Here is a 25839-nt window from a genome sequence, read left to right as displayed (position 1 = left end):
AATAAGAGTATCTCAAGCAGATTATGTTTACTTGGAAGGTATTATAGACAGTGTATATAAGAATTATAGAAATAATATAAGCTTATAGAGAATTTTATGGGCTAGTGTAGATAAAATAGGAGGAAATTTTATGACAAATATATCAAAGAAGAAACGCGAAGATATGATTTATTTTCTTACTCAACTTAGAGAATTGCATAATGATGATGCATCAATAATAGCTTTTAATGAAATTCAAGCGGCTTTAACTGAGAAAAAGTACGGATTAGTTTGGGAAGAGCATACCGAAAGAGTTGATGAGGAACTAAAAACAAAGATTCCAGTTTTTACGGAAGTAAAAGAAAAGAAAATAAACTTATCTAGTAGTGAAGAATATAATTTTTTACTTGAAGGGGATAATCTTCATAGTCTATATTTATTAGAAAAAACTCATTTAGGAATGATTGATGTTATATACATAGACCCTCCATATAATACAGGAAATAAGGATTTTAGATATGATGACGACTATGTAGATGAAGAAGATGGTTTTAGACATTCTAAATGGCTTTCATTTATGTCAAAAAGGTTATGGATAGCTAAATCATTATTGTCAAAAGATGGAATTATATTTATAAGTATTGATGATAATGAGCAGGCGCAATTAAAGATGTTGGCAGATACTATATTGGGGGAAAATAATTTTATTATTGAGATGCCAAGGCAGACTAAGAAAAGTGGAAAAACAACAGGTTCATTTTCTAAAAATCATGACTATGTGTTAGTTTATGTTAAAGAAAATAAGGATGTGTTCATGATGCAGGAACATATTGATGATGATTATAAGAACGAAGATGAATTTGTAGATGAGAGAGGAAAATATAAATTAAATCAAACATTGGACTATGATAGTTTAACATATAGCTCCAGTATGGATTATCCACTTGAGGTCGAAGGAGAAGTTTTCTACCCAGGGGGAGATTATGAAAAGTATATTGAAAGGCAAAAAGGTAATCATAAGAGAGCTGATTGGGCATGGAGATGGAATAAAAAGTTGTTTGACTTTGGTTATGATAATGGGTTTATTGTTATTAAGAGGAAAAATGATGGAACTGCTAGAATATATACAAAAACATATCTAAATGCGAAGATAAAAAAAGACAAAAAGAGTAATTACTATATAGATTATGAGAAGAAAACGAAGCCAATGAGTTCTATAGAGCTCACTGAAAACACTTACTCAAATGATAGAGCTAAAAAAGATTTAGCTTTCTTTGGTTTAGAAGATGAATTTGACTACTCAAAACCAGTAGAGTTAATTAAAACATTAATAAAATGCCATAAAAATAAAGATGCAATAGTTCTGGATTTCTTTGCAGGGTCTGGAACAACTGGGCAAGCTACATTAATAGCAAATGTAGAAGACGGAGGAAATAGGAAGTTTATATTATGTACTAATAATGAGAATGGTATATGTGAAAATATAACTTATAAAAGATTACATGATACAATAACTAAATTTCAATGTTCTTTAGAAACCTCTGAATTACTATATGAGGCTTCATTTAATCAAACATTGCTTAAAAATGCTAATAATGTTTTATCTCAGATTGATACTATAAAAAAAGAGAATAAGGAGAAATTTGATAAAGTAAATGTTTCTTTTGAAGATAAAAAACTAGCTGTTTATGGTATTAATATTCAATCAGTAAATGATGGGATAAAAGCAAACTTAAAGTATTTTAAGACAGGTTATGTAAATAAGTTCGATGATCAAGATGCTGTGATTTCAGATGAACTTTCTTCATATATAAGTGAGATGGTTGAATTAGAAAATGGAATTGACTTGGCAACAGACTATTATAAACTAATTATATCTGAAGATTGTTTGGAGGATTTTGTAACAGATATATCAGCTGTGAAAAAATGCAGTAAGGTTTACATGTCTTCCGAAATTTTATTGACTGCAAAACAAGAAAGAGTTCTTAAAGAAAATGAAGTAGAAATTAATATTATTCCAGATTATTATTTTGCTAATGAATTAAGAGAGGTAGGGGAACTATGATAAATTTAATAAATGGATTGTTTGGATTTCAGGATGATTGCGTGAGTTACTTACTTGATAAAGCTTCTGATTCAAATAGTAAGCAGACAATTATTGTTAAGAGTCCTACTGGAAGTGGCAAAACTATAATGCTGATAGATTTTATTGATAAATATTCTAATAATATAGACCCTAATACATGTTTTGTATGGCTTTGCCCAGGTGATGGTGAATTAGAAGAACAGAGTAAAGAAAAGATGGAAAAGCTAATACCTAATTGTATAACAAATGATATAAATGATGCATTGCTGCAAGGATTTAATAAAGGAAGAACAATATTTATAAATTGGCAAAAGGTTACTAAGAAAGGTAATAAAGCTATAACAGATAGCGAGCGCTCAAATTTATTTGAGAGAATTGCAGAGGCACATCGTAAAGGAATAAAGTTTCTAGTTATCATTGATGAAGAACATAGGAATAATACATCAAAAGCGAAAGATATAATAGATGCTTTCAATGCAAAAAATATTATTCGTGTATCAGCAACTGCAAACAAAGATAGAATGTCAGAGTGGTATGAAATTAATGAAATGGATGTAATAAGTTCAGGATTGATTACAAGAGCATTGTATGTAAATGAGGGAATAGAGAATGGTACGAGTTATGATATAGAAAATGAATATGACTATCTTATCAACCTTGCAGATGATAAGAGAAAAATCATATCAGAAGAGTATCAAAAACTCGGAGGGAAAATTAGACCACTTGTTATAATTCAATTTCCTAATTCATCCAACATGCTTATAGAAACAGTAGAGAAGAAGCTTGAAAGTATGGGGTATAGCTATACAAATGGTCTGTTAGCTAAATGGTTAGATAATGATAAAATTAATATATCAAGTATTACACCTAATAATGGTATTCCAGTATTTTTATTAATGAAACAAGCAATATCAACTGGTTGGGATTGCCCAAGGGCAAAAATTCTTGTAAAACTACGTGAAAATATGAATGAAGATTTTGAAATTCAGACTATTGGTAGGATAAGACGTATGCCAGAAGCAAGGCATTATGATAATGAGTTACTAGATTATTGTTATCTTTATACTTTTGATGAAAAATATAAAGATAGCGTTATGAGTGGTGGAAATGCATTTGAAGTAAAAAGAGTATTTCTCAAAGATAAATGTAAGACATTTACATTAACAAAGCAAACAAGGGATCTTGATTTTGATATGCTTGGTGATAAGGAGACATTAATAAAAGCATATAACTTTTTTATGGATAAGTATAAATTATCTAATGACTTTAAAAAAAATAGATATATACTAGAGAATAATAATTTTGTATTTGGAACTACATTAACAGAAAGTGTGCGTCAAGGAAAGTTTATAAAAATTGAGGATATTGCAAGGGATAACTTAGGAAGTTTTTTGGATGTTAATTTTGAGGTGAACACTCATGGTAATGGTATAGATTTACTTCATTCAATAGATATGATTAAGCGTGAGATAGGAATGACAAGTGAGAAAACAAGAACTGTACTAAGACATCTATTCTTTTCAAAGAGTAAGAGCAAATATAAGCTTCTAAAGTTAGAAAATCGTGAGTGGTATGCATTTATTATAAATAATCGTTCACTTTTACGTAATGATTTTGCAATTTTAACAGCTGAAAGTGTTAGACAGATGAGTATGGCTTTAATTCCAAAGATAAGTGAATTTAAGATACCACTTGAAGAATTATATAGGTATGATCCTTCAGACACAGATGTAGAGCAAATGTTGAGCAATGCCTATCAAAAATATGATAGTAGCATGGTTGTAGAAGGTGTAAGATCGAAGAGTGAGCGATTATTAGAGAATTATTGTGAAAATAATGATAACGTAGATTGGGTATATAAAAATGGGGATAAAGGATTACAATACTTTTCTATAGTTTATACGACATCATTGCAACATCAGCAATTATTTTATCCAGACTATATAGTTAAGTTAAACAATGGTGATGTTTGGATACTTGAGACAAAAGGTGGAGAACAATATGGACAAGATAAAAATATAGACAAGCAGGTCCGTAATAAATTCAATGCGTTTAAACATTATGAAAAGTATTACCATGTTAATTGGGCATTTGTAAGAGATAAGAATGAGAAACTTAAATATAACAATACTGAGTATTTTGATGAATTATCTAATGATAATTGGAAGCCACTAAAGGATTTATTTTAAGGAGGTGTCATTGATATGCAAAAAAGTAGAAAGTATAATTACTCTCAGATTGATTCTAATGTTATAATGTTTGTAGCAAAAGATCAAATATCTAGATATACAAATGATAATCTTGAAAGGATTGCCAGTAACACGGCGAATACTTGGCAAAGGGACAGAAATGAAGATGAACTTTTAGATAATACAATTCAAGGTAAGATTGCTGAAGACATGTTTGGTGACTTTATTGAATTTTATCAGACTCAGCAAGATATTATTTATACGTCTTATGATGAATTCAGAGAGGATGATTTTGAAAAACATGCACCTATAGATGGAATACTATGCAAAGCTATCAATGATTCTTTGAGGGATGGAATTAAAAGGATAAATGAGGATATACGAAATGGTGGCAAGTTCGGGAAAATATCTAATGAGACTAGAGCGTTTTTAAAATCAAAGCAACTATATACCGTTGAAATAAAATCTTCCATTATACCTATAGCAGATTATAATGGTGTAGATAAAAGTAATTTTAGCAACGTATATCAACAAAGGAATCTTATAAAAAACCTAAGAAAGAGGGATATGTTTGTTTATCCTGAGTTTACAAGAACATTAGGAAAGACAGTACATGATTTTAAGAAATATTGTGAGCATGTAGGTGAAAATAACAGAGACTTTAGAGGAATTACAGGGGAAGATTTAATACAAAGAATAATTAAAAAAGAGTTAGAAACTAAGTGTAGCATATACACAAGAATTTTTTTTGATTTTGAAAATACCAGTTCAATAATTGGGTATATCACAGGGTACGCTTTAGGGAGTGATTTTTTTATAGAACCTGAAATAATGAATATATCTAAAAAGAATAAATCAGAAAGTGCAATTTATTATAAGTTTCCAATAGAAAAATGCAAAAATATGTTGCAAATTTTTAATGATACTAGAATTTGGCGATAGTTAATGTAATATATTTTTAATCACAGAGCCCAGTAGAAGGTTATATTTTCCGTCTTACTGGGCTCATTTGTTATTGAAGGGTTACTTTTAAAATTACTATTATTAATTGAGTATTTAAATTTTTAGTTATGCTACAGAATTTTGAGTGGATAATATTAATGTTATAAAAATATGCTTTTTGAAAGTTATATTTATATCTATAATTATCCACTTTTGTTGATTTTTGCGGTATAATGTTATATTATCAATACATAAAAAATAATAATCATTTTATATAATAGTATCGTTTATTTATAGAAGTATAAATGTTCACATATGTAAAAAATAGAATGTTTCTTATTTTAAAATTAGCAATTTTATATAATATTTGTATTGGGGGAAAAGAGATGTCAGATGAATTGATTTTGGTTAGCAAAGATCAATTAATTACGTCAATTAGTGATTTTAATGATCCACTTACTAGTTATTTAACTAGATTAAATCTTCCTATTCAAGGTGTATTATATCCAATAAACGAAAGAAAAAAAATAATTAATGCACTTGAAGAAGCTTTGGATATCTTGCCTATAGAAGAAAGAGAAAAGGCAGTATATCTTACTAGATTTACTGCCTCAGTAATTGCAGGATTATTTGATGGAGCAATTACTTACTTATGGAATGAGACTATTAAGTCTTTAAGAAAAATGGTTGCAAATTTTGACTTAGAATTTTTTTATAAGATTTCTGAGAGCATAAATAGTAGATATAAAGGATTAATGTCTTTTGAGGATTTATCAATAGTAAGCGAATACGATCTATTAACTGTATGTAATAGAATGGGATTAATAACAGACCATGTATTTGAAATATTTAAATTTATAAATTATATGAGAAATCATTCTAGTGCAGCACATCCTAATGAGAATAGTATAAATGCATATGATATACTTAGTTGGCTTGAAAATTGTATACAATATGCAATTAATGCTACACCTAATCATTCTGCTATTAAATTAAAGCAACTACTACATAATATTAGAAAAGAGGATATCCCAATTAATGATGCAGGTATAATTGGTGAGAGTATAGCTAATTTACCACAACAGATGGTAGATGATTTATTGTGGACATTGTTTGGGTTATATACTGATCCTAAGACTATTAGCGGAACTACTAAAAATATTACACTTATCAGTAAATTTGTATGGAATGCTAGTTCAGATGATAAAAAATATGAAGTTGGAGAGAAATATGGATATTTCAGAAAAAATGCTGATATACAAAGAAAAGAAAGAGCTGATGAGTTTCTAAAAAATGTAGGTGGTACTAAATATAAAGATGAAGATAGCATTGCATATGAAATAAGAGATAAATTAAACAGCCTCCGTAGTGCACATTTTTCAATGAATAATTTTTATAATGAATATCCATGGGCTAAAATGCTACAAGAATTAATTCCTGAAAGCGGTATAATTCCTGATTCTGTCTTAAAAGAATGGGTTAAGGTTATAACTATTTGCTATATTGGAAATGGACTAGGTTATAGGGATGGAATAGATGAAAGTGCAGCGTATTATTACAACGAATATATAAATAGTTTTGGAGACAGGGAGATAAATGAACTATTGAACCTTATGAATGATCAAGAGTTATTAAGTGATATACATATTTCAAAGCCAGAAAGAAGATTCAAGAGTTTATGCAGGATTCTACATGAAAAAACAAATAATATTTTCCTTAAAAACTGCTTGAAATTTATAATAGATTTCTCAAGTAGTTTAGATAAAGTCTATATGGTAACTGAATATAAGAATAAACTACAATTAATAAACTTATAAGCAGTATACAATTATTTTAAATTATCTATAATTATAAGCATTAGATGGTTATAAAGTAAAAAGAGAATGATGTTAAAGCTTAAATATAACACAACTATAACACAACATGAAAAAAATGACATAAGAAATTATAATTTAAAATAATATCAAAAGTAGTAGAAGTGTTATAGTATAAAGGATTTATATATAGGATAAAACATAAAGAAATATATTTCCACGTTCCAGTTGGTCGGGGGTTCGAATCCTCTCCGCCGCACCAAAAGGCTCTTAAAGCTTGATAATTCAAGTTTTAAGGGCTTTTTTGATATAAAAAGTTGTCAAAATGTAATTAAAGCAGTACTTAAGTGGAATATAATATATATAGAGCGGTTATAGTATCGTTAAATGTAAATAAGTAATTATACATAATAGGTTATACAATTATGATTTTATTTTTTGGAGGTAAGAGTAGGTGTTTGCTGGAAGCGGGATTTTTTCTATGTTGATTACAATTTTAATTTTGTCATGTCTATTATATTGGATATTAAAAGTTATAAAGATTTCAAGTGTGAAAATAATGTTATTTGGAATAGCTTTAATTGTTTTTTCAAACTCTGTATTAAAAGGAATGGTATTATATGGAGCAGATGATTTCATTTCAGTTATAGGATTAAGTTTTTGTTTAGCTGGCTTGATTAAGAAAGATTGAAATACTTTTTCAAAAGAACATCCCAAAAGCAATAAAGTAATTGGAACAATTAATATAGGAACAAAAAAATATAAGAGATAAAAAACTCGTAACAAGATACGAATTTTCTATCTTTTTTAGGTAGTACCTTATAATAAACCTTATTTATAATTATAAAATCCATCTTTAAAAGTTTTTAAAACATTTAAATTTCAATATAAATTACAAAATAGTGGTTTCAGATAGGAAGAAAATGTGTTAATATAATTACATAATTTACAATATATGTAATTAAACTAATTCAACACTATTTAATAATATGTTTGAATAATACATTTTTAACTGTGTATAAAGGCAGATATTAAGTGCCTATGTATTTTAGAAAAATAATAATTGAAAGGTGGATTAAATAATGTTAAAGGCCATAAATAAGAAAAGTAGTGTAATGAAACGAATTATAGATATAATAAAAGACTATGTAATACCTATAGCAGCTGCAGTGTTAATTGCTTTCCTAGTAAATAAGTTTTTATTATATAAAGTTTATGTTCCCTCAGCCTCCATGTACCCAACTATTAAAATAGGAGATCAGATAGTGGTGACAAAGGTTTATGATAGAAGTAAGTTGCAAAGAGGCGATGTTATCGTATTTCATTCCAAAGAATTGAATGAAGACCTTATAAAAAGATTAATAGGGCTTCCTGGAGATACAGTTGTTATAGACAATGAAGGGAAGATGACTATAAATGATAAGGAATACTCAGAACCATATGTTAAAAATAAAGAAAATTTAGCTGGAAGTTTTAAGGTTCCAAAAGATAGTTATCTATTTATGGGCGATAACAGAGCAGAATCAGATGATGCTAGAAGGTGGAAACAGCCTTATATAAATGGAGAAGAGATTATGGGAAAGGCTCGATTTATAATATATCCCTTTAACAGACTTGGAGGATTTTCTACCAAAGGCAATTAATTATAAAATGACACTTAAGCAAATTCATTAATAGTAGTCTAATTAAAGAAATATGCACCTTGTAAATAATAAAGGGTTTTAAAAGCCTTTATTATTTACAAGGTGCTTTTTTATCTATAAATAAGACGTGCTTTGCAATAGTATTTGGTAAAAAGTCAATGTACCATTCTTTAAGTATTCAATGATATTTAAAGCTAATGTAACTTAGTTTAACACTAAGGAGGAATAGTGTAATAAATGATATGGTTTGAAAAAATTGTAATATAAGTAAGCAGTAGTTATAATTAGCTTAATGAATACCTAATTATAAGAAAGATCATATAATTAGAAAGTATATTTTATATGAAGGTGATATTATGAAGATATTTTTTTCAATAGTGGTACTGATAATACCAGTGCTTATGTTATTTATAGGGCTTAGGTGGAGGAACAATCCACCGAAAGATATTAGTATGATTTATGGTTATAGGACTACTATGTCCATGAAGAATAAGGAAACCTGGGATTTTGCTCACAGATGTTTTGGTAAGGTATGTTTATATATTAATGTACCTTTAATAATAGTATCTCTAATATTACTAGTAATATTTATAAATAGTAATATTGATAAACTTGGGCAAGTAGTTGTAGCTATAGTATTAATACAGTTATCTGCAATCATTGTAGGATTAATTTATACAGAGAAAAAGTTAAAAAACAAGTTTGATAAAAATGGATTGCCTAGATAAGGTTTTACTAAGAAAGGGTGTAAAAAATGAAGACTTTTATATTAGGACTTATAGTTGAGGCTGTAATTATCATTGTTAGCTTAATTCTTAGACAAATGTGGATATTTACTAAGGCAAATGAAGTAATCTTTATATTTACTGTTATGATAGGGGCAGCGGGAAGTGGTTTGGGAGCAAGATCTTATCCTTTCGTTGCTCAAAAGAATGATGAGGAACTTGATAGATTAAAAGTTCTTAGAAAATATGCTTATTTTGCAGCTCCTATGTTTGTAGCACTCTTAGTAAATTACTTGTACATTGATTAAATAGCTAGCTATACTTTGTAGAAGTAAGGTTTATTGGGATTTACAAGCTGATAACTTGTTAAAGGCTATTACTCACCCATCAACTGGCTATCTTATCTTGTGCAAGTATGTGGATTTATATGGTATAATATTTAGGTGTAGTTTGCTGAAAGATGGATATACTGCTTATATTAAAGATGTATTTTAAACACTTTTACACTAATAAAGGTGCGATAAGATACTTATCTTTCAAAGTAGTACATGCATGGCAGTTTTATCAATTCACATGTAAAGAAACACAAGATATAAGAATAGAATAATAATTGGAGGTGAGTTTACTTGAAGTTTATATTTGATTATTTAATCAAAAGGTTTGTAAAGGACTATAAGAATATTAATTCTCAAGATGTTAGACAGTCCTATGGTTCTCTTGGAGGTAAAGTCGGTATTATAATTAATTCTTCGATCCTGATTATGGAGCTTGTTATAGGGCTACTTCTAAACAGTATAGCTATTACAGCAGATGCATTTCATAATCTTACAGATGCACTATCATCCTTAGTCACAATCATTAGCTTTAAGCTTTCCAATCGTCCAGCAGATGACAAGCATCCTTTTGGATATGGAAGAATAGAGTATCTTACAGCGTTGCTATTTGCGGGAGCTATATTGGTAGTAGGAGTGGAATTTTTAAGAAGTTCTTTTTTACGTATATTACATCCTGTGAGCGTTCCTTTTAACCTCATAAGCTTTGTTTGTATGCTATGTGCACTACCCTTACAGATATTTCTTAATAGGTTTACTAACTACATAGGTAATACTATTAATTCATCAGCTCTAAAGGCTTCGGCTTTAGAATCTTTCACTGATATATTAGTTTTATCTATGGTTACACTATCTTTATTGATAACTCGATTTACTACTTTTCCTATAGACGGATACGTGGGTGTTGTGGTATCAATATTTATCCTTCATTCAGGGTTTGAGCTTGGTAAGGATACGTTGGATACTATAATAGGAAAGGCTCCAGAAAAGGAATTTGTAGATGAGCTTATTAATAGTGTGTTAAGCTATGCACCTATAACTGGTGTACATGACTTGGTTATTCACAACTATGGACCTGGAAGGTACATTGCTTCTCTTCATGCAGAGGTTCCATATAATATACCTGTGATGGAGATTCATGATGTTATTGATAAGGCTGAAAAAGAGATTGGTCATCGTATGAATGTATATCTTTCAATACACATGGATCCTATAAAGACTGACAATCCAGAGACCGTTAAGTTAAGAGAAGAGGTATTTGAGCATATAGGCAAAATAGAGGGAGTAATATCTATTCATGACTTTAGAGTTGTTGGAGATTGTGATGAGAAAACTCTAATATTTGATGCAGTATTGGATAAACCTTATTTTGCTGAAGCAAAGGAAAAAGAGATTAAGCATAGGATAGAAGCAACTATAACTGAAATGTATCCATCTTATAAAAGTATTATAAATTTTGATAGAGAATTCTATTAAATTTGTACAACTTGTAGCCGAAAGCTATCATCAAGACTCCTATGGATTTTGAGAGGATAATTTGAATATGTAAGTTTTAATAGCAAGTGGTATAGCTATTCTTTATGAAACTTGTTCAAAGATAGTTAGGGCTAGAAACCTTATGGCATGTATAAATTTATATTTGTCGTTAAAACCACACAGTACCTAGAAAGGCGTATTGATTAGATATGCCTCTCTAGGTACTTTTTTTAGGCTATGTTTAATAATATTGTTGAAATTAAGTGGTTATGAAGGATATGCTATATGAATGAGCTACTAGGACAAAATTATATTAATTCTTTGCGTAAGCTCATCTAAGCATCGGATGACTGACCACTTAATTTCAACACAGTACTTTAACAGAGATTTATTTTAAAGTTCTATTGATATACTCTAACGTAATCAACTAGCATTTGAGCAGGGAAAGCAGTTGAGCCACTTGGGTTACCAGGCCAGCTTCCTCCAACAGCTAGATTTAATATTATAAAGAATGGCTTGTGGAACTCGTCAGTACCGTTTATGTTGTTTGCTATATTAGCTTCATTGTATTGAACTCCATCAACAAACCATTTTATTGAGTTAGTATCCCATTGTATTGCATAGGTGTGGTATTGAGTTACATCAATATTACCGGATTGATTTCCATAGGACGCATGACCGTTGTTATCCCAGTGGATAGTACCGTGAACCACACTTTCAGAATTGATATGCTCCATTATATCTATTTCTCCACATCCTGGCCATCCGACTTGGGTTATATTTTGACCAAGCATCCAAAAAGCAGGCCAAAGACCTTGTCCATTAGGCATCTTTATTCTTGCTTCAACTCGTCCATAGGTCCAGTTTTTAAGACCTTGAGTTTTTAATCTAGCTGAAGTGTAAGCTGAACCGCCATAGTTTTCTTTTCTAGCCTCTATAATTAGATTGCCATTTGCTACTCTGGCATTTTCAGGTCTGTTTGTATAATATTCAAGTTCATTATTTCCCCAACCTCCTGCACCTGTTTCAAAGGTCCAATTTGAGGTGTTAATAGAGCTGCCATTAAACTCATCACTCCAAACTAAGTTTGAAGCAGTAGCAGCTTTAACTGGAGTTGAATTGGTGTAAGGCATAATAGATGCAGTAAGAGCAAGTATAGCTGGAATAGTAAGAAGTTTTTTAATTTTTAACATAATAATCCTCCTAAATATTTAGATTTTATTCTTTAGAAAAATATAGCCTGCCAGAATTTCTTCACCCATCTCAAGAAGAGTACAGATAAAGAGAACTACTGATGAAAGCTGCAGTTTCAATTATTGCTAAGGACAAAATAGTAAAAATCTAGGTGAGTTTATAGAATGTCTGGTATCGGTAAGATAATCCTCCTTTCTTTAATCTATTTTAAGAAAAGTGTAAAAGATAAGTTAATTGTTACGAATGTGATGCAACATTACTACATATAGAACAATATGTTTTCTATGTATGTGCGAATAGTTAGAAGATTAAGAATTTTATAAACTAATTATATCATAATATGTTAATAAGTGTATATATAAAAATAATTTATTTGTTATATTTTTAGTATTTACTGAAAATGTATAGGTGGTAAGTGATAATACATTAACAAGTTTTTTACGAATAAAGCATAGGTAATAATCATATCAATGTATAGAAATAAAGTTGAAAATAGATTTTATCGTACAATAATAAGATATCCTTCTGACAAATATGATTGTTCTTAAGATTAGTAAGATAATAGATTGGGGGAACCTATGTTGAAAAATAAGAAAGCTAGTAAGAATGCCTGGGTAAAAAGACTAACTACTATAATATTTATAATGTTAATTATAATGTCTTCAAGGTTTACTGAATTAAATAATATGATTGATAATAAAAAGAATATAGAAAATGGACAAGCAACCATACATAATCAGCAATTAAATATAGATGAGCAATTACCTAATAAGACTGATGATAAAGTAAGGGATATAAATAATGAAGAGGGACAGTTAGAGGTAAGAGCCAAAGCAGGGAATCCAGTATATAAAGTCATGACTGAAAAGTATGAATCTACAATAGAGATAAATAAGAATAGCTTTGATGCTTCTAAGATACAAGATCTATTAACGAAGCATATTAAAATAGAAGATGGAAAAAAGATTGCGTTTTTAACCTTTGATGATGGGCCGTCTACCACTGTAACACCTGAGATACTAAAGGTTTTAAAGGATAACAATATAAAAGCAACATTTTTTGTTATAGGAAAGCAGGTAGAGGACACGCCAGAAGCTAAGCGTATTTTGCAGGATATATACCATCAAGGGCATGCAATAGGTAATCACACATACTCACACAACTATTCTAAGCTTTTTCCTAAAGGTAGAGCCGATGCAAATGCTTTTATGGCAGAAGTAGAAAAAACAGATCAAATACTTAAAAGCGTATTAGGTGAAGACTTTACTACAGATATAGTGAGGTTTCCAGGAGGGCATTGTTCTTGGAAGGGAACAGAAGACTTGGACAAGCAATTAGCTGATAAAAACTATAAATATATAGATTGGAATGCCTTAGTAGGGGATGCTGAAGGTGGTCCAAAGACCAGAGAGCAACTTATTAAAAGATATCACCAGACTTTTGTAGGACAGCAGCAGGTGGTACTGCTCATGCATGACACCTATGGTAAAAAAAGTACAGCGGAGGCTCTTCAATATATAATAACTGACTTGAAAAATAAGGGTTACGAATTTAGGACTATCAGATAATTAATAGAGATGTATAGCTACACTAAAATAGTGAAGTTACACATCTTTTTATTTTGGCTCTGTTAAAGTACTGATTTGAAAGTAAGTAGTGAGTCATCTGATGCTTTAATGGGCCTGTGCTAAGGTCTCACTCGTATAGCATCTTCTTCTTAACCACTTAATTTCAATGAATATTATTGAACATAGCCTTTATTTTTTATATACAGTTAAGTGTTATTATTTTCAATGAATGTTTTGGTATTGTCTTTCACACAAAGTTCACATTTTATTTCGATATTAGTTAGATTATTTATTTTTATAATCTTAATCAAGGAAGCAGATATTAAAAGATTTCTTATGTATTGTAGAGGTGATTAAAATGAGTAAGGAAGTTAGTTATTCTGTTCTGATACCTTTGTATAACGAAGAGTTAGTGGTTAGTGAAAGTTACAGAAGATTAAAGTTCGTAATGAATAAAACCAAGGAACGTTGCGAAATTATATTTATAAATGATGGTAGTAAAGCTAACACAAGAAGAAGCTTTAGTGAAAGTAAAGATAGGCCTACTTATATAGTAGAAAGCACAATGAATTATGATAGTGCAAATAAATTACATTAGTTTTATATTAGGGGAGGATTAGTGATGAAAAAGATAAAAGCTACTAAAGAAAATATAGCTTTAGCTTTAATAACAATATTATCAGCAGTACTTAACTTATGGAATTTAAGTATTGAGGGAACAGCCAATTCTTATTATGCAGCAGCAGTAAAGAGTATGACTATGAGCTTTAAGAATTTCTTCTTTGTATCCTTTGATCCAGCTGGGTTTGTAACTATAGATAAGCCACCTTTAGGGTTCTGGCTTCAAGCCATATCAGCGAAGATATTTGGATATAGTGGTTGGAGTATAATATTACCTCAAGCTCTTGCTGGAGTAATATCGGTGGTATTAATATACCACATAGTCAAGAGAAGCTTTGGAAGTGCAGCTGGTCTTATATCAGCCTTAGCACTAGCAATAACACCAGTATTTGTTGCGGTAAGTAGGAATAATTCAGTTGATAATACACTTGTTATGGTGCTTTTACTAGCATGCTGGGCGCTAACAGTGGCAGCTGAAAAAGGGAAGCTTAAATATCTTATATTAAGTATGGTTTTAGTAGGTGTAGGTTTTAATATAAAGATGCTACAAGCATATATGATAGCTCCAGCACTTTATATAACTTATCTTCTTTCAACTGCAACTTCAATAAAGAAGAGAATAATAAACTTGATAATAAGTACATTTATACTTATAGCAGTTTCTCTATCCTGGGCAGTAGTTGTAGATTTAGTACCTGCAAGCAATAGGCCGTATGTGGATAGCAGTACTAACAACACTGTTATGGAACTTATAGTAGGGCACAATGGATTAGAGAGAGTTAGTTTAAGTAGTAGTAGCAACGGAAATGGCGGTCCAGGAGGTGGATCTGGTGCAAAAGGCGAGCGTCCTTCAATGCCACAGGGTAATTCTAATTCATCTTCAGCTACAACCGACAATCAAAGTGGAAATACTTCAAGTTCTACGCAAAGTAACCAAAGTGGAAGCAATAATCAAGGAACAGACAGTAATGCACAGGATGGAAATGGTCAGATGGCACCAGGAGGAAATGGACAGTTTACACCGCCAAGTGGAGGTATGGGACCAGGAGGTAACATGCAAGGCGGAGGAGGAATGGGCGGAGGCTCAGGACTACAAGGCTCCTTTGGAGGTCAAACTACTTCTAGCATAACAAGATTATTTTCAAAGAACATACTTTCAGATCAAATAGTTTGGTTTATACCACTTGCTATGTTTGGATTCCTAGCAGCAGCTATCAAGGAAAAACTAAGCTTTAGATTAGACAACATCAAAAAACAACAACTAGTTTTATGGGCAATGTGGTTCTTGCCAGTGTTTGTATACTTTAGCTTTAATACAGGAACTTTTCATCCATACTACTTAACTATGTTAGCTCCACCAACAGCCGCTTTAGCAGGCATTGGAATAACCTATATGTGGAAGATGCATAAAGAAGGAGGATGGAAGTCCTGGTTCTTGCCAGTAGCACTTCTTGCAAATGGATTAGCTCAAATGCTTATGCTTTACTACTTTGTAGATACTTCAAGCATAATAAAGATATTAGCAGCGTTAGTTATAGTGTTATGTTTTGGTTCTTCAATAGTCCTTTTAATATTAAACCTTATGAACATAGGTAAAAAGGAGCTTGAAGATGAAGCTAGTAGTAAAAAACATAGTAAGGTACTTAAATTAAAGAAAATACTAGTGAGTTTAGCAGTAGCAGGCCTTATGGTGACTCCTTTTGTAGGATCAGCGGCAACTTTAGTTTATCCTGTAAACAACTCTTTCCCGGCAGCAGGCCTAGAGCTTTTATCTGGAAGTTCATCAGGAGAAGGAATGATGGGGAAAGGTATGGAGAACACCAAGGATTCAGCTTTAGTTAGCTTCTTAGAGAAGAATAAAACAGCTAATCAAAAATACCTACTTGTTGTAGCTAATGCAAATTCAGCATCTGAGATAATAATTCAAACTGGAGAACCTGTTATGGCAATAGGTGGCTTCTTAGGTAATGATAAATCAATCACTCTAGATCAATTTAAGGAATTAGTTAAGAAGGGTGAAGTACGATATGTAATGACTGGTGGAATGGGTGGTGGAGGAAACTCAAGTGCTAGCAGTGAAATAATGAGCTGGGTACAGCAAAATGGTACAGTAGTTTCTTCTAGCGAATACAGTAACTCAACAGATGAAAATGCACCAACAGATAACAACTCAACTGCTGATCAATCAAGTAATTCAAAAGCTAATAGCAATTCATCAACGCAAGATGACCAGACTAATCAAAGAGATGGAGGGTTTGGAAGAAACTCTGGAACTCTATATGATTTACAAGCATATACAGATAGTGTATCTTCAAAATAGTATAGTGGGGTAATAAAAATACAACATACATGTAATAGCAGTAAATTGCTACTTGCATGTATGTTTTTTGATGTTTTCATTTTAGTATATACTTCTGTAAAAGTTATATCAGTTATTTGTACTCTGCTAAAGTGCTATGTTGAAATTATATATAGCCATTATTTGATATTTTGTTGATATAAGTTTAGTCATATTAAGGTGATTATAAAAAGTTTAATGGATTATATGAAAAAATATGTCTAATAGTGTAAGAAAATGTTAGTATATAATAAGGTGAAAAAATAAGTTTATTTACCAAATAATAAAGGGCTGAATTAAATGCTATGATTTTGGAGTAAAAAGGGATGAAGATATTAATTGCTGATGATGAGAATTTAGCGGTAGAATCACTTAAAATGATATTAAATGATTTTGAATTTGTAGAAATAGTTGGTGCATATACTGATATTATGAAGGCCATTGAGTTTACAAGGCATAATGAAGTTGATGCTGTATTCTTAGATATAGAGATGCCTAAAATTAAAGGAATTGATGCAGCTAACGTCTTTAGAACTATCAAGCCTGGTATAGAAGTGGTTTTTGTAACAGGTCATAGAAAGTTTGCTGTAACAGCTTACGAAATTAATGACATAGACTATATATTAAAACCAGTATCTGAGGAAAGAATTGAGAAGACCTTAGATAGGCTTAAACTTAAACTTAGTTTGGTATCCAGTGTTGGTATCAGCAAATTGAAGTTAATAAGATGCTTTGGTGATATAGATATTATTTTTAATGGAGAACCTAGTGATAATATAAAGTGGAGAACTTCAAAGACTAAGGAACTATTTTGTTTTTTAGTTCATAACAGAGATACTATGGTGCCAAGAAATAGAGTGCTAGAAATTTTGTGGCCTTATATGAGTAAAGATAAAGCAGCTGCTTTATTATCTACTACAATTTATAATATGAGACAACTTGTAAAGAACTTAAGAATTGAAGATCACTTCGAGTTTTCAAGTAAGGGTTATAAGTTTTTAACCAATAAGGTTAAATGCGATTTTATTGAGTTTGAGGAAGTTATAAGTGGCTTTGATCAAGTTTATGATGACAATATTAATGCATTAGAAGGTGCTATAGAATTATATACTGGCGATTACTTCGAAGATAATGATTTTGTATGGGCAATCTTTGAGAAGGAGAGATTAAAAAACTTATATATTAATACTTTAAAAAAGATGGCTAATTATTATGTTAATAAGGCAGAGTATAACAAGGCTTTAGTTAGTTTAAAAAGCATACTAATTAAAAATCCACTTCTTGAAGAAGTAAATGAACTTGTTATGGAGGTGTATGCTTTGATGGGAGATCTTAAGTCAGCTGAGAATCAATACCGACATTATTATGACATTGTTATTGAGGAGCTTGGAATAGAGCCTGGTTCAAGGATGAAGAAATTATTATATTCAATATTTCAATAATTAGAAAAGCACTACTATAAATTGATATTAAGTATCAAATTATAGTAGTGCTTTTTACTGCATAAGAAAATATAAAACTTTTAATATGCATTTTAATCACTTTTTTATATGTTTAGATTTTGTTTAGATGAAGTTGATAAAATTTATGTATTAATTATATTTTTTGTAAATTATTAAATAAAGGAGGAACATTATGAAGAAAAGACTTAAGCCAATAAGTTTTCTTTTAAGTTTTTTATTTGCCTTTCAGATTATTTTATCGAATGCAAATACCGTTGCTTATGCACTTACAAATCAATTGATAAGCTTTGCTTATCAAGATTTCAATGCCTTAGCTATGAACAATATGCTTACCTTACAAAGTGATGCAGCACTTGTGAATGGACAAATAAGACTTACTAGAAACTCTGGCAATTTAGCAGGAAGTGCTTTTTATAAGCAAAAGGTTTCGGTAGCTAGTGATAAATCCTTTAGCTCATTCTTCACTTTTCAGATGAAGAGCACTGGGTCAAGAGCAGACGGAATAGTATTCGTACTTGATACAAATACAAATAGCATAGGATCTACTGGAGCAGCTATAGGATATGGAGGTATTCAAAATAGTATAGGTATTGAATTTGATACTTATCAAAATACTGGCTATTATGATGTAACAAAAACTGCAAACATGAATGATCCTGACAATAATCATATAGGTATAAATGTCAATGGTAGCCCTGTATCAGTAGCTTCCAAGAGCTTAAAACCATTGGGGATAGATTTAGCTGATGGTGCTACCAAGTATGCTTGGGTTGACTATAAAGGAGATACTAATCAGTTGGAGGTCAGAATAAGTAACATTAATTCAAGACCAGAACTACCAACACTAGCTTATACAATAAATCTATCTCAGACTCTAGGTTCTAATGAAGTTTATTCTGGCTTTACAGCAGCTACTGGTGGAAGCTATGAAGAACATGACATAGTATCGTGGTATTTTGATTCAAAATATAATCCTATAGATACTACAAAAAATACATATATATCAGCACCTACAACGGTCTCTGTATCTGCGGCACCTTCTACAGAAGTTACTAATAATAGTACTGTAAATATAAATGTAAAGAATGCAGATGGAAGTAATGCTGCCAATATACCTGTTACCCTTACAACTGACTATGGGACATTAGATAGATATAATGTAATAACAGATGGCAATGGAAATGCTGCGGTAACATTTAACAACAGTAATTATAGCCCAGGAAATGCTGTAGTTAAGGCTGTAGCTCAAGGTGGGGCATATAATTCTTGTACTATTAATTATGTTGGAGTTCCTAGAATAAGTAACTTCACCAAAAATGGCGTTGGTGATGCATTAATGAATTTTACTAAATCTGATTTTTTAGTAACATATACTTCAATGTTTAGCAATTTAGCCAGTGTAATTATTAAATCACGTCCGGATAATGGGGTCCTTGCTTATGACGGGGTACCTGTAGGAGTATCACAAGAAATACCTATTTCATATATAGATAAGTTAACTTTTATACCGAATAAGTATTGGCATGGGAACACATCATTTGACTGGGCTGCTAGAAGTTCTATAGGGGCTATCTCTAATACAGCTACAGAAACCTTATCTATTTCAGCGGTAAATCATGCGCCTTCAACACCAGGAGGATTTACAACTAGTCTTTTTGATCAGCATCATAAAGCTGGTGATGTAATAACGCCTAAATGGGCAGCTTCTGTTGACCCAGATAATGATAAATTGACCTATGTTTTAGAATATGGTGCTGATGATAACTGGACCACAATATACTCTGGTAATGATTTAGAGTACACTTATACATTACCTAGTGGATATTCATCACCACATTCAGCATTTAGAGTAAAAGCTGTGGATCCAGGTAAGTTAGAATCTGGTTATACTTATTCAGAACCATTTGCTCAAGATAGCGAAAAACCTGTTATTAGACTAATAGGAATGCAATCTAGAACGATACAAGTTGGGTTAACCTATACTGAAGAAGGTGCAACTGCCTTTGATAATTTTGACGGAGATTTGAATGACAAGCTTGTCAAAACAGGATCAGTAGATACCAGCAAGGTAGGTGACTATGCTATCACATATACTGTATCTGATGCTGCAGGAAATACTTCTACTGTAGTAAGAGATGTTCATGTAGTAGATATAACTAAGCCTATAATAGCCTTAAAGGGTGATTCAGATGAAACTTTAGAAGTTAATCATGATTACGTAGAAAAAGGTGCAACTGCTACTGACAACTATAATGGAGATATTTCTAAGGATATAGTTATTAGTGGAACGGTTGATACTCATAAGCTAGGTGATTATGTTATATCTTATGATGTTAAAGATTCATCAAATAACAGTGCCGATACGGTTAAAAGAACTGTACATGTTGTAGATACAACTAAGCCTGTGATAACTATCAACGGTGACTCAGAAGTTACTTTAGAAGTTCATAATGAATATGTAGATGCAGGTGCTATAGCAAGTGATAATTATGACCCGGAAATTGCTTCAAGACTTTCAGTAACAGGAACTGTTGACAAGGATAAGCTTGGAGATTATACGATTTATTACAATGTAAAAGATATATCAAATAATACTGCTGATACAGTAAAAAGAACAGTACATGTAGTAGATACAACTAAACCTGTACTAAGCATAAATGGTAAGGAAGATATTACTGTAGAAGTTCATAATAATTATTTAGATGAAGGTGTAACAGCTAAAGATAATTATGATCAAGATATAGAATCAAAGGCAATAAAATCTGGCGAAGTTAATACAGACAAGCTTGGAGATTATGTTATATCCTATGATGTTAAGGACAGCTCAAATAATGTTGCTGCTACAGTAAAGAGAAACATACATGTGGTAGATACTACAAAACCTAATATTAGTTTAGTAGGAAAGTCAGATATAACATTGGAAGTTCATAGTTTATATGTAGATCTAGGGGCTGTTGCAAGTGATAACTACGACGAGAACTTAAGCTCAGCAATTGATGTAAATGGAAACTTAAATACAGATAAGCTTGGAGATTACACTATAGCTTATAATGTTAAAGATAGTTCGGGAAATAAAGCTGATACAATATTAAGAACCATCCATGTAGTAGATACAACAAAACCTGTTATAAAGTTAAAAGGTGAGGAAAGCCAAACTATAGAGGTTCATAAGAATTATGAAGAAGCTGGATTCACAGCTAATGATAATTATGACAATGATTTAACATCCAAGGTTTCAGTTTCAGGAGCAGTTAACACTGATAAGCTTGGTGATTATACTTTAAGTTATGACGTTAAAGACAGCTCAAATAACACTGCTATTACTTTAAAAAGAACAGTACATGTAGTGGATACTACTAAGCCTGTAATTACCTTAAAGGGTGATTCTGATATAAATGTTGAAGTTCACAAAGGGTATACTGATGAAGGGGTAAGCGCAGCTGATAACTATGATAATGATATAACTTCAAATGTAACTGTTAGTGGAAAAGTTAATACTGATAAAATTGGACAATATATTATAAGCTATGATGTTAAAGATAGCTCAGGTAATGTGGCTGATACAGTAAAAAGAACTATACATGTATTAGATACTACTAAACCTATCATAAGCTTAAAGGGAGAAACAGATAAAACTATTGAAGTACATGCTTCTTACGTAGATCCAGGTGCTATTGCAACTGATAACTATGATGAGGATATAACTTCTAAGATAATTAAGTCTGGAGAAGTAAATACTGATAAGGTTGGAGATTATAGTATAAACTATGATGTTAAGGATAATTCAAATAATGCTGCAGATACGGCTAAAAGAGTTATACATGTAGTTGATACTACCAATCCTATAATAGCCTTAAAGGGCGATTCAGATGAAACTTTAGAAGTTAATCATGATTACGTGGAAAAGGGTGCAACTGCTACTGACAACTATAGTGGAGATATTTCCAAGGATATAGTTATTAGCGGAAATGTTGATACTCATAAGCTAGGTGATTATGTTATAACTTATAACGTAAAAGATGCTGCTAATAATAGTGCTAGTACTGTAAAAAGAACAATACACATAGTAGACTCAACTAAACCAGTTATTGCCTTAAAGGGTGATGCTGAACAAACAATAGAAGTTCATAGTAAGTATGTAGACCCTGGCGTTGCTTTAAGTGATAATTATGATAATGACATAAATTCAAAATTGGTTGTTTCAGGAGCAGTTAACACTGATAAGCTTGGAGATTATACAATAGTTTACAATGTTAAAGATGGATCAGGAAATGCTGCTGATACAATAGTAAGAACAATTCATGTAAAAGACACAACAAAGCCAGTTATAAATATAGTAGGGGATTCAGTTGTTACAGTTGAAGCTCAGAACATTTATACTGATGGTGGTGCTACTGCAACTGATAACTATGACAGTAATCTTACAGATAGTATTAAAACTAAGGGAGTAGTTGATACTAATAAAATAGGTGAATACACTATATCATACGATGTGTCTGACTTATCTGGGAATAAAGCTGATACAGCTAAGAGAATAGTAAAAGTTGTAGATACGAAAAAGCCTATCATAGAGATGAAGGGTGATTCTGATATAACATTAGAGGTAGGAACAGAATATAAGGACCAAGGTGCTGTTGCTAAAGATAACTATGATGGTGATATCACTGGTAAGATAGCTATGGATAGTAATGTTAACACTAATGTTAAAGGCAACTATTTTGTAAAGTATAATGTTATGGACGCAAGTGGCAATGCTGCCAAAGAGGTTGTTAGAAACGTTCATATTATAGATAAGATAGAGAGCATTAGTCTATCAGGTGAAGTAGTGAAACAGGAAGATAATTCATTAATTGCAGGAGCAGATATAAGCCTTTATGATCTAGAAGGAAAACTTATATACAAAACTACTTCTGATTCAAAGGGAGTTTACTCATTACCTAATGTTAAGTTAGGTCAGTATATATTAGAAGCTCATGATAGCAATAACAACGTTACATCAGTACAGATTGATGCTAAACCTAATAGTGTCTTAGATCCTACTATGAAAAAAGATATAGCTCTAGTTAATTACAACATAGAGATGGATTCTAATCCAAATACAATAGTTGGAGATGGCGTTTCAACAACGAAGCTTAGCGTAGTTGTTAAGGACAAGAATGGAAACACTCTAAAGGGACTAAAGGTTGATTTTGATGCGTCAAAGGGTAGCTTCCCTAATGGGAATTCAGCTGTGACAGATAATAATGGTACAGCTTATGTAGATTATAAATCTGATAAAATAGAAAGCACTACAAGTGAAGTAATACCTGTAAAGGCTACTATCACAGACGCTAAAAATGGCTTAAGCACAAGTAGGCAAATTCTTGTAACCTTTGAACCTGGAAGTATCCAAGGTATCGTTGTGGATAATGAAACTGGAAAGCCTGTAAGTGGAGCAGCGATTGTGGTTTCTAAGGACTTTAACAATGATGGAATAGTAGACTTCTATTCTAAGATGGTTACTGATGAAACTGGAAAGTATAAGATTGCAGTACCTAAAGGTAATATTGGTTATGATGTTAATATTACAAAGCCAGTAAAGATAGGTGATGCTGTACAATTAAAGACTTTCAAACAGAACTGTGTAGCAGGAGATATAACTGGAGATAAGAAGGAAACTTATGCCTCAAATAATACCGTTGCTGGACTATTACTTACTAAAGATACTAATGGAAAAACAAGTGTACTTACATCATTTAGTGGTTTAAATATGGCTGTATTTGATAGCTCTAAGACTGACATAAAGAAAGGACAAGACATATCAAATGTTAAGCCAGAGATGCTAGCAACTATGGATAATAACCAAAATGAAGGTGGTTTCCAGGCTGATGGACTTTCAGTTGGAAAGCAATATGTTTTAGCTGTTTATTATACTTTTGCAAGTGGTCAAAAGATAATTGTTGGTACTGCAAATGTTAATGTAGCAGAAAGTGGCCAGATTAATATAACTAATGTATTAATTGACCCATATGGAACAATCACTGATAGTGCTACAGGAAAAGTAATTGATGGAGTACATGTCGTTCTTTATTATGCTAATACAGCTAGAAATATAGCTAAAGGAATAAAGCCAGATAGTATAGTAAATCTACCAGAAGTTAAGGGATTTAAACCATCTGACAATGCCAATCCTCAAGAAAGCAATGTTGATGGTGAATATGCATTTATGGTATTCCCAAGTACAGACTATTATGTAAAAGCAGATAAAGAGGGCTATGATACATTTAAGAGTCCTACTATATCTGTAGATAATGAAATAGTAAGATTTGATGTGACCATGAATAGAACCGCTAAACCTGTGGTACCAGTAACACCAGATAAGACTGAAGTAGTTAAAGCTACCCCAAATACAGTTGTAACTGACAAAGTTGGTACAGGTAAAACCATAACACCGGTTAATGCACCAGATAAAACTATTAAGCAAACTAACCTTCCTAAGACAGGTAGTTTAATATCTTCTAATCTACTATTAGTTATAGGGATAATTGTTATTATTATCGGTGGAATTGTACTAGCCAGAAGAAAAAGAAGGTAAAAGTATATATTAGAATTTGCTTCTTAAAGAAATATAGCTAGAACACAAATAAATTAAGAGGTTGAAGTTAGATATAAAAATCTATGCTTCAACCTCTTTAATATATTATGATTAAATAAAGTTAAACTTAAAATCTTTTTATGGCTATAGGGAACCAACTTCAACTATTAATTTATACATGCCACAAAATCCCCAGAAGCCGGGATTATCAAACATATAAAAATTAAGTTTTCGTAAAGGATACCTATATATATAGTTCCTAACCGAACTATTAAAATTAGCGAGAGTCCAATTTCAAAGCAAGTATAAATTAAGTTTCGCTATAGGAACTCTTTATTATTTGTATATAGAAAAGTTAATCTATTTTAAAACCTTAAGAGCTTCAGCTACCTTCTTTGCAAAAGCTAAAGGATGATCTATAGCTTCAAAGTGAATATACATAAGTCTTGGATCCTCAAACAGCCAGTGATTGTGTAGGGCCGTTACAATTATTCCATACTTTCTAAGAACACTGATAAAATCATTAATTTCTCTTTGTAAGATAACTGTTTCACCTAGGTTAAGTGCTTTACCTTCTCTATCCATAGATTCGAAAGAGAACATGGCTGCTAAAGCCAATGGTGAATGGGTTGGTCTTCCAAGTATTTCTGCATCTATATCTCTCATAAAGGTAACGGTACATAATCTCTTGTTAGATATCAATATTTCTGCACCAAGAGTTTTCGCAAATTCTGCACAAAGATTGCATTTTTCCATAGTATTTAAATCCTCCTATAAATTTTTTAGGAAACCCAATTTAGTAACTTTCAACAAGTGTATTATTAAGCTAGATTTCCTATGTAATATAGGAGTTTATATAATATTATATGAAGGGTAAGGGGATATTGGTACAAGC

General features: G+C 31.3%; 15 protein-coding genes and 1 pseudogene. 14 read left to right on the top strand and 2 right to left on the bottom strand.

Annotated features, from left to right (window positions below; all coding sequences use genetic code 11):
- The first annotated feature begins 130 nt into the window (after window positions 1–130).
- From C1I91_RS00900 to C1I91_RS00860, 9 genes are all read left to right on the top strand, one after another.
- Window positions 131–2044, top strand: coding sequence for a site-specific DNA-methyltransferase (locus tag C1I91_RS00900; protein WP_128210807.1), 1914 nt, complete (start codon window positions 131–133; stop codon window positions 2042–2044).
- Window positions 2041–4254 carry a DEAD/DEAH box helicase gene (locus C1I91_RS00895; protein ID WP_128210806.1) on the top strand — a complete coding sequence of 738 codons (2214 nt, stop codon included), beginning with the start codon at window positions 2041–2043 and terminating at the stop codon, window positions 4252–4254. Before C1I91_RS00900 ends, C1I91_RS00895 begins: the two co-directional genes overlap by 4 nt.
- A 15-nt stretch (window positions 4255–4269) precedes the next feature.
- Window positions 4270–5196 carry a hypothetical protein gene (locus tag C1I91_RS00890; protein ID WP_128210805.1) on the top strand — a complete coding sequence of 309 codons (927 nt, stop codon included), beginning with the start codon at window positions 4270–4272 and terminating at the stop codon, window positions 5194–5196.
- Window positions 5197–5582: 386 nt separating this feature from the next.
- The gene (locus C1I91_RS00885; RefSeq protein WP_128210804.1) at window positions 5583–7013 is read left to right on the top strand and encodes a hypothetical protein; all 1431 of its coding nucleotides are present in this window, start codon (window positions 5583–5585) and stop codon (window positions 7011–7013) included.
- A 451-nt stretch (window positions 7014–7464) separates the two neighbouring features.
- Window positions 7465–7701, top strand: a complete 237-nt coding sequence (locus C1I91_RS00880) for a hypothetical protein (protein WP_128210803.1) — start codon at window positions 7465–7467, stop codon at window positions 7699–7701.
- Window positions 7702–8092: 391 nt separating this feature from the next.
- Complete coding sequence (lepB, locus tag C1I91_RS00875) at window positions 8093–8653, top strand: signal peptidase I (protein ID WP_238475904.1); 561 nt, start codon at window positions 8093–8095, stop codon at window positions 8651–8653.
- 356 nt (window positions 8654–9009) lie between these two features.
- Complete coding sequence (locus tag C1I91_RS00870) at window positions 9010–9381, top strand: SdpI family protein (protein WP_128210802.1); 372 nt, start codon at window positions 9010–9012, stop codon at window positions 9379–9381.
- A gap of 26 nt (window positions 9382–9407) precedes the next feature.
- Entirely contained in the window at window positions 9408–9686 is a 279-nt protein-coding gene (locus C1I91_RS00865) for a hypothetical protein (RefSeq protein WP_128210801.1), read from the top strand.
- A 318-nt stretch (window positions 9687–10004) separates the two neighbouring features.
- Window positions 10005–11186, top strand: a complete 1182-nt coding sequence (locus C1I91_RS00860; protein ID WP_128210800.1) for a cation diffusion facilitator family transporter — start codon at window positions 10005–10007, stop codon at window positions 11184–11186.
- Between the two features lie 401 nt (window positions 11187–11587).
- On the opposite strand, the gene C1I91_RS00855 is transcribed toward C1I91_RS00860, so the two are convergent.
- Entirely contained in the window at window positions 11588–12379 is a 792-nt protein-coding gene (locus C1I91_RS00855; protein ID WP_128210799.1) for a glycoside hydrolase family 16 protein, read from the bottom strand.
- Between the two features lie 579 nt (window positions 12380–12958).
- On the opposite strand from C1I91_RS00855, the gene C1I91_RS00850 reads away from it, so the two are divergent.
- The 5 genes and pseudogenes from C1I91_RS00850 to C1I91_RS00830 all read left to right on the top strand — a co-directional run bounded on the left by C1I91_RS00850 (window position 12959) and on the right by C1I91_RS00830 (window position 24944).
- On the top strand, window positions 12959–13948 hold the full coding sequence (locus tag C1I91_RS00850; RefSeq protein ID WP_128210798.1) for a polysaccharide deacetylase family protein: 990 nt from the start codon (window positions 12959–12961) through the stop codon (window positions 13946–13948).
- 358 nt (window positions 13949–14306) lie between these two features.
- Window positions 14307–14454: pseudogene (locus tag C1I91_RS29695) on the top strand (glycosyltransferase); the annotation flags it as partial.
- A 116-nt stretch (window positions 14455–14570) separates the two neighbouring features.
- Window positions 14571–16889 carry a glycosyltransferase family 39 protein gene (locus C1I91_RS00840; RefSeq protein WP_128210796.1) on the top strand — a complete coding sequence of 773 codons (2319 nt, stop codon included), beginning with the start codon at window positions 14571–14573 and terminating at the stop codon, window positions 16887–16889.
- Between the two features lie 344 nt (window positions 16890–17233).
- Entirely contained in the window at window positions 17234–18349 is a 1116-nt protein-coding gene (locus C1I91_RS00835) for a response regulator (RefSeq protein ID WP_128210795.1), read from the top strand.
- A gap of 193 nt (window positions 18350–18542) precedes the next feature.
- A complete protein-coding gene (locus tag C1I91_RS00830) occupies window positions 18543–24944 on the top strand; it encodes an immunoglobulin-like domain-containing protein (RefSeq protein WP_128210794.1) in 6402 nt (2133 codons plus the stop codon).
- A 360-nt stretch (window positions 24945–25304) separates the two neighbouring features.
- On the opposite strand, the gene C1I91_RS00825 is transcribed toward C1I91_RS00830, so the two are convergent.
- Window positions 25305–25700: a DUF1259 domain-containing protein gene (locus C1I91_RS00825; protein WP_128210793.1), complete on the bottom strand. Its 396-nt coding sequence runs from the start codon at window positions 25698–25700 to the stop codon at window positions 25305–25307.
- Window positions 25701–25839 lie beyond the last annotated feature (139 nt).

This window comes from Clostridium manihotivorum (assembly GCF_004015185.1).
GTDB classification, from domain to species: domain Bacteria; phylum Bacillota; class Clostridia; order Clostridiales; family Clostridiaceae; genus Clostridium_AR; species Clostridium_AR manihotivorum.
The sequence above is the reverse complement of the archived record's forward strand: the minus strand, read 5'-3'. Positions and strand labels throughout refer to the sequence as shown.

What these genes read in the sequence shown, in the direction of transcription:
- C1I91_RS00895 (WP_128210806.1), top strand. Translation starts at nt 2,041, where the DNA reads ATGATAAATTTAATAAATGGATTGTTTGGATTTCAGGATGATTGCGTG.
- C1I91_RS00855 (WP_128210799.1), bottom strand. Translation starts at nt 12,379, where the DNA reads ATGTTAAAAATTAAAAAACTTCTTACTATTCCAGCTATACTTGCTCTT.
- C1I91_RS00835 (WP_128210795.1), top strand. Translation starts at nt 17,234, where the DNA reads ATGAAGATATTAATTGCTGATGATGAGAATTTAGCGGTAGAATCACTT.
- lepB (WP_238475904.1), top strand. Translation starts at nt 8,093, where the DNA reads ATGTTAAAGGCCATAAATAAGAAAAGTAGTGTAATGAAACGAATTATA.
- C1I91_RS00825 (WP_128210793.1), bottom strand. Translation starts at nt 25,700, where the DNA reads ATGGAAAAATGCAATCTTTGTGCAGAATTTGCGAAAACTCTTGGTGCA.
- C1I91_RS00850 (WP_128210798.1), top strand. Translation starts at nt 12,959, where the DNA reads ATGTTGAAAAATAAGAAAGCTAGTAAGAATGCCTGGGTAAAAAGACTA.
- C1I91_RS00885 (WP_128210804.1), top strand. Translation starts at nt 5,583, where the DNA reads ATGTCAGATGAATTGATTTTGGTTAGCAAAGATCAATTAATTACGTCA.
- C1I91_RS00900 (WP_128210807.1), top strand. Translation starts at nt 131, where the DNA reads ATGACAAATATATCAAAGAAGAAACGCGAAGATATGATTTATTTTCTT.
- C1I91_RS00830 (WP_128210794.1), top strand. Translation starts at nt 18,543, where the DNA reads ATGAAGAAAAGACTTAAGCCAATAAGTTTTCTTTTAAGTTTTTTATTT.
- C1I91_RS00865 (WP_128210801.1), top strand. Translation starts at nt 9,408, where the DNA reads ATGAAGACTTTTATATTAGGACTTATAGTTGAGGCTGTAATTATCATT.
- C1I91_RS00870 (WP_128210802.1), top strand. Translation starts at nt 9,010, where the DNA reads ATGAAGATATTTTTTTCAATAGTGGTACTGATAATACCAGTGCTTATG.
- C1I91_RS00840 (WP_128210796.1), top strand. Translation starts at nt 14,571, where the DNA reads ATGAAAAAGATAAAAGCTACTAAAGAAAATATAGCTTTAGCTTTAATA.
- C1I91_RS00890 (WP_128210805.1), top strand. Translation starts at nt 4,270, where the DNA reads ATGCAAAAAAGTAGAAAGTATAATTACTCTCAGATTGATTCTAATGTT.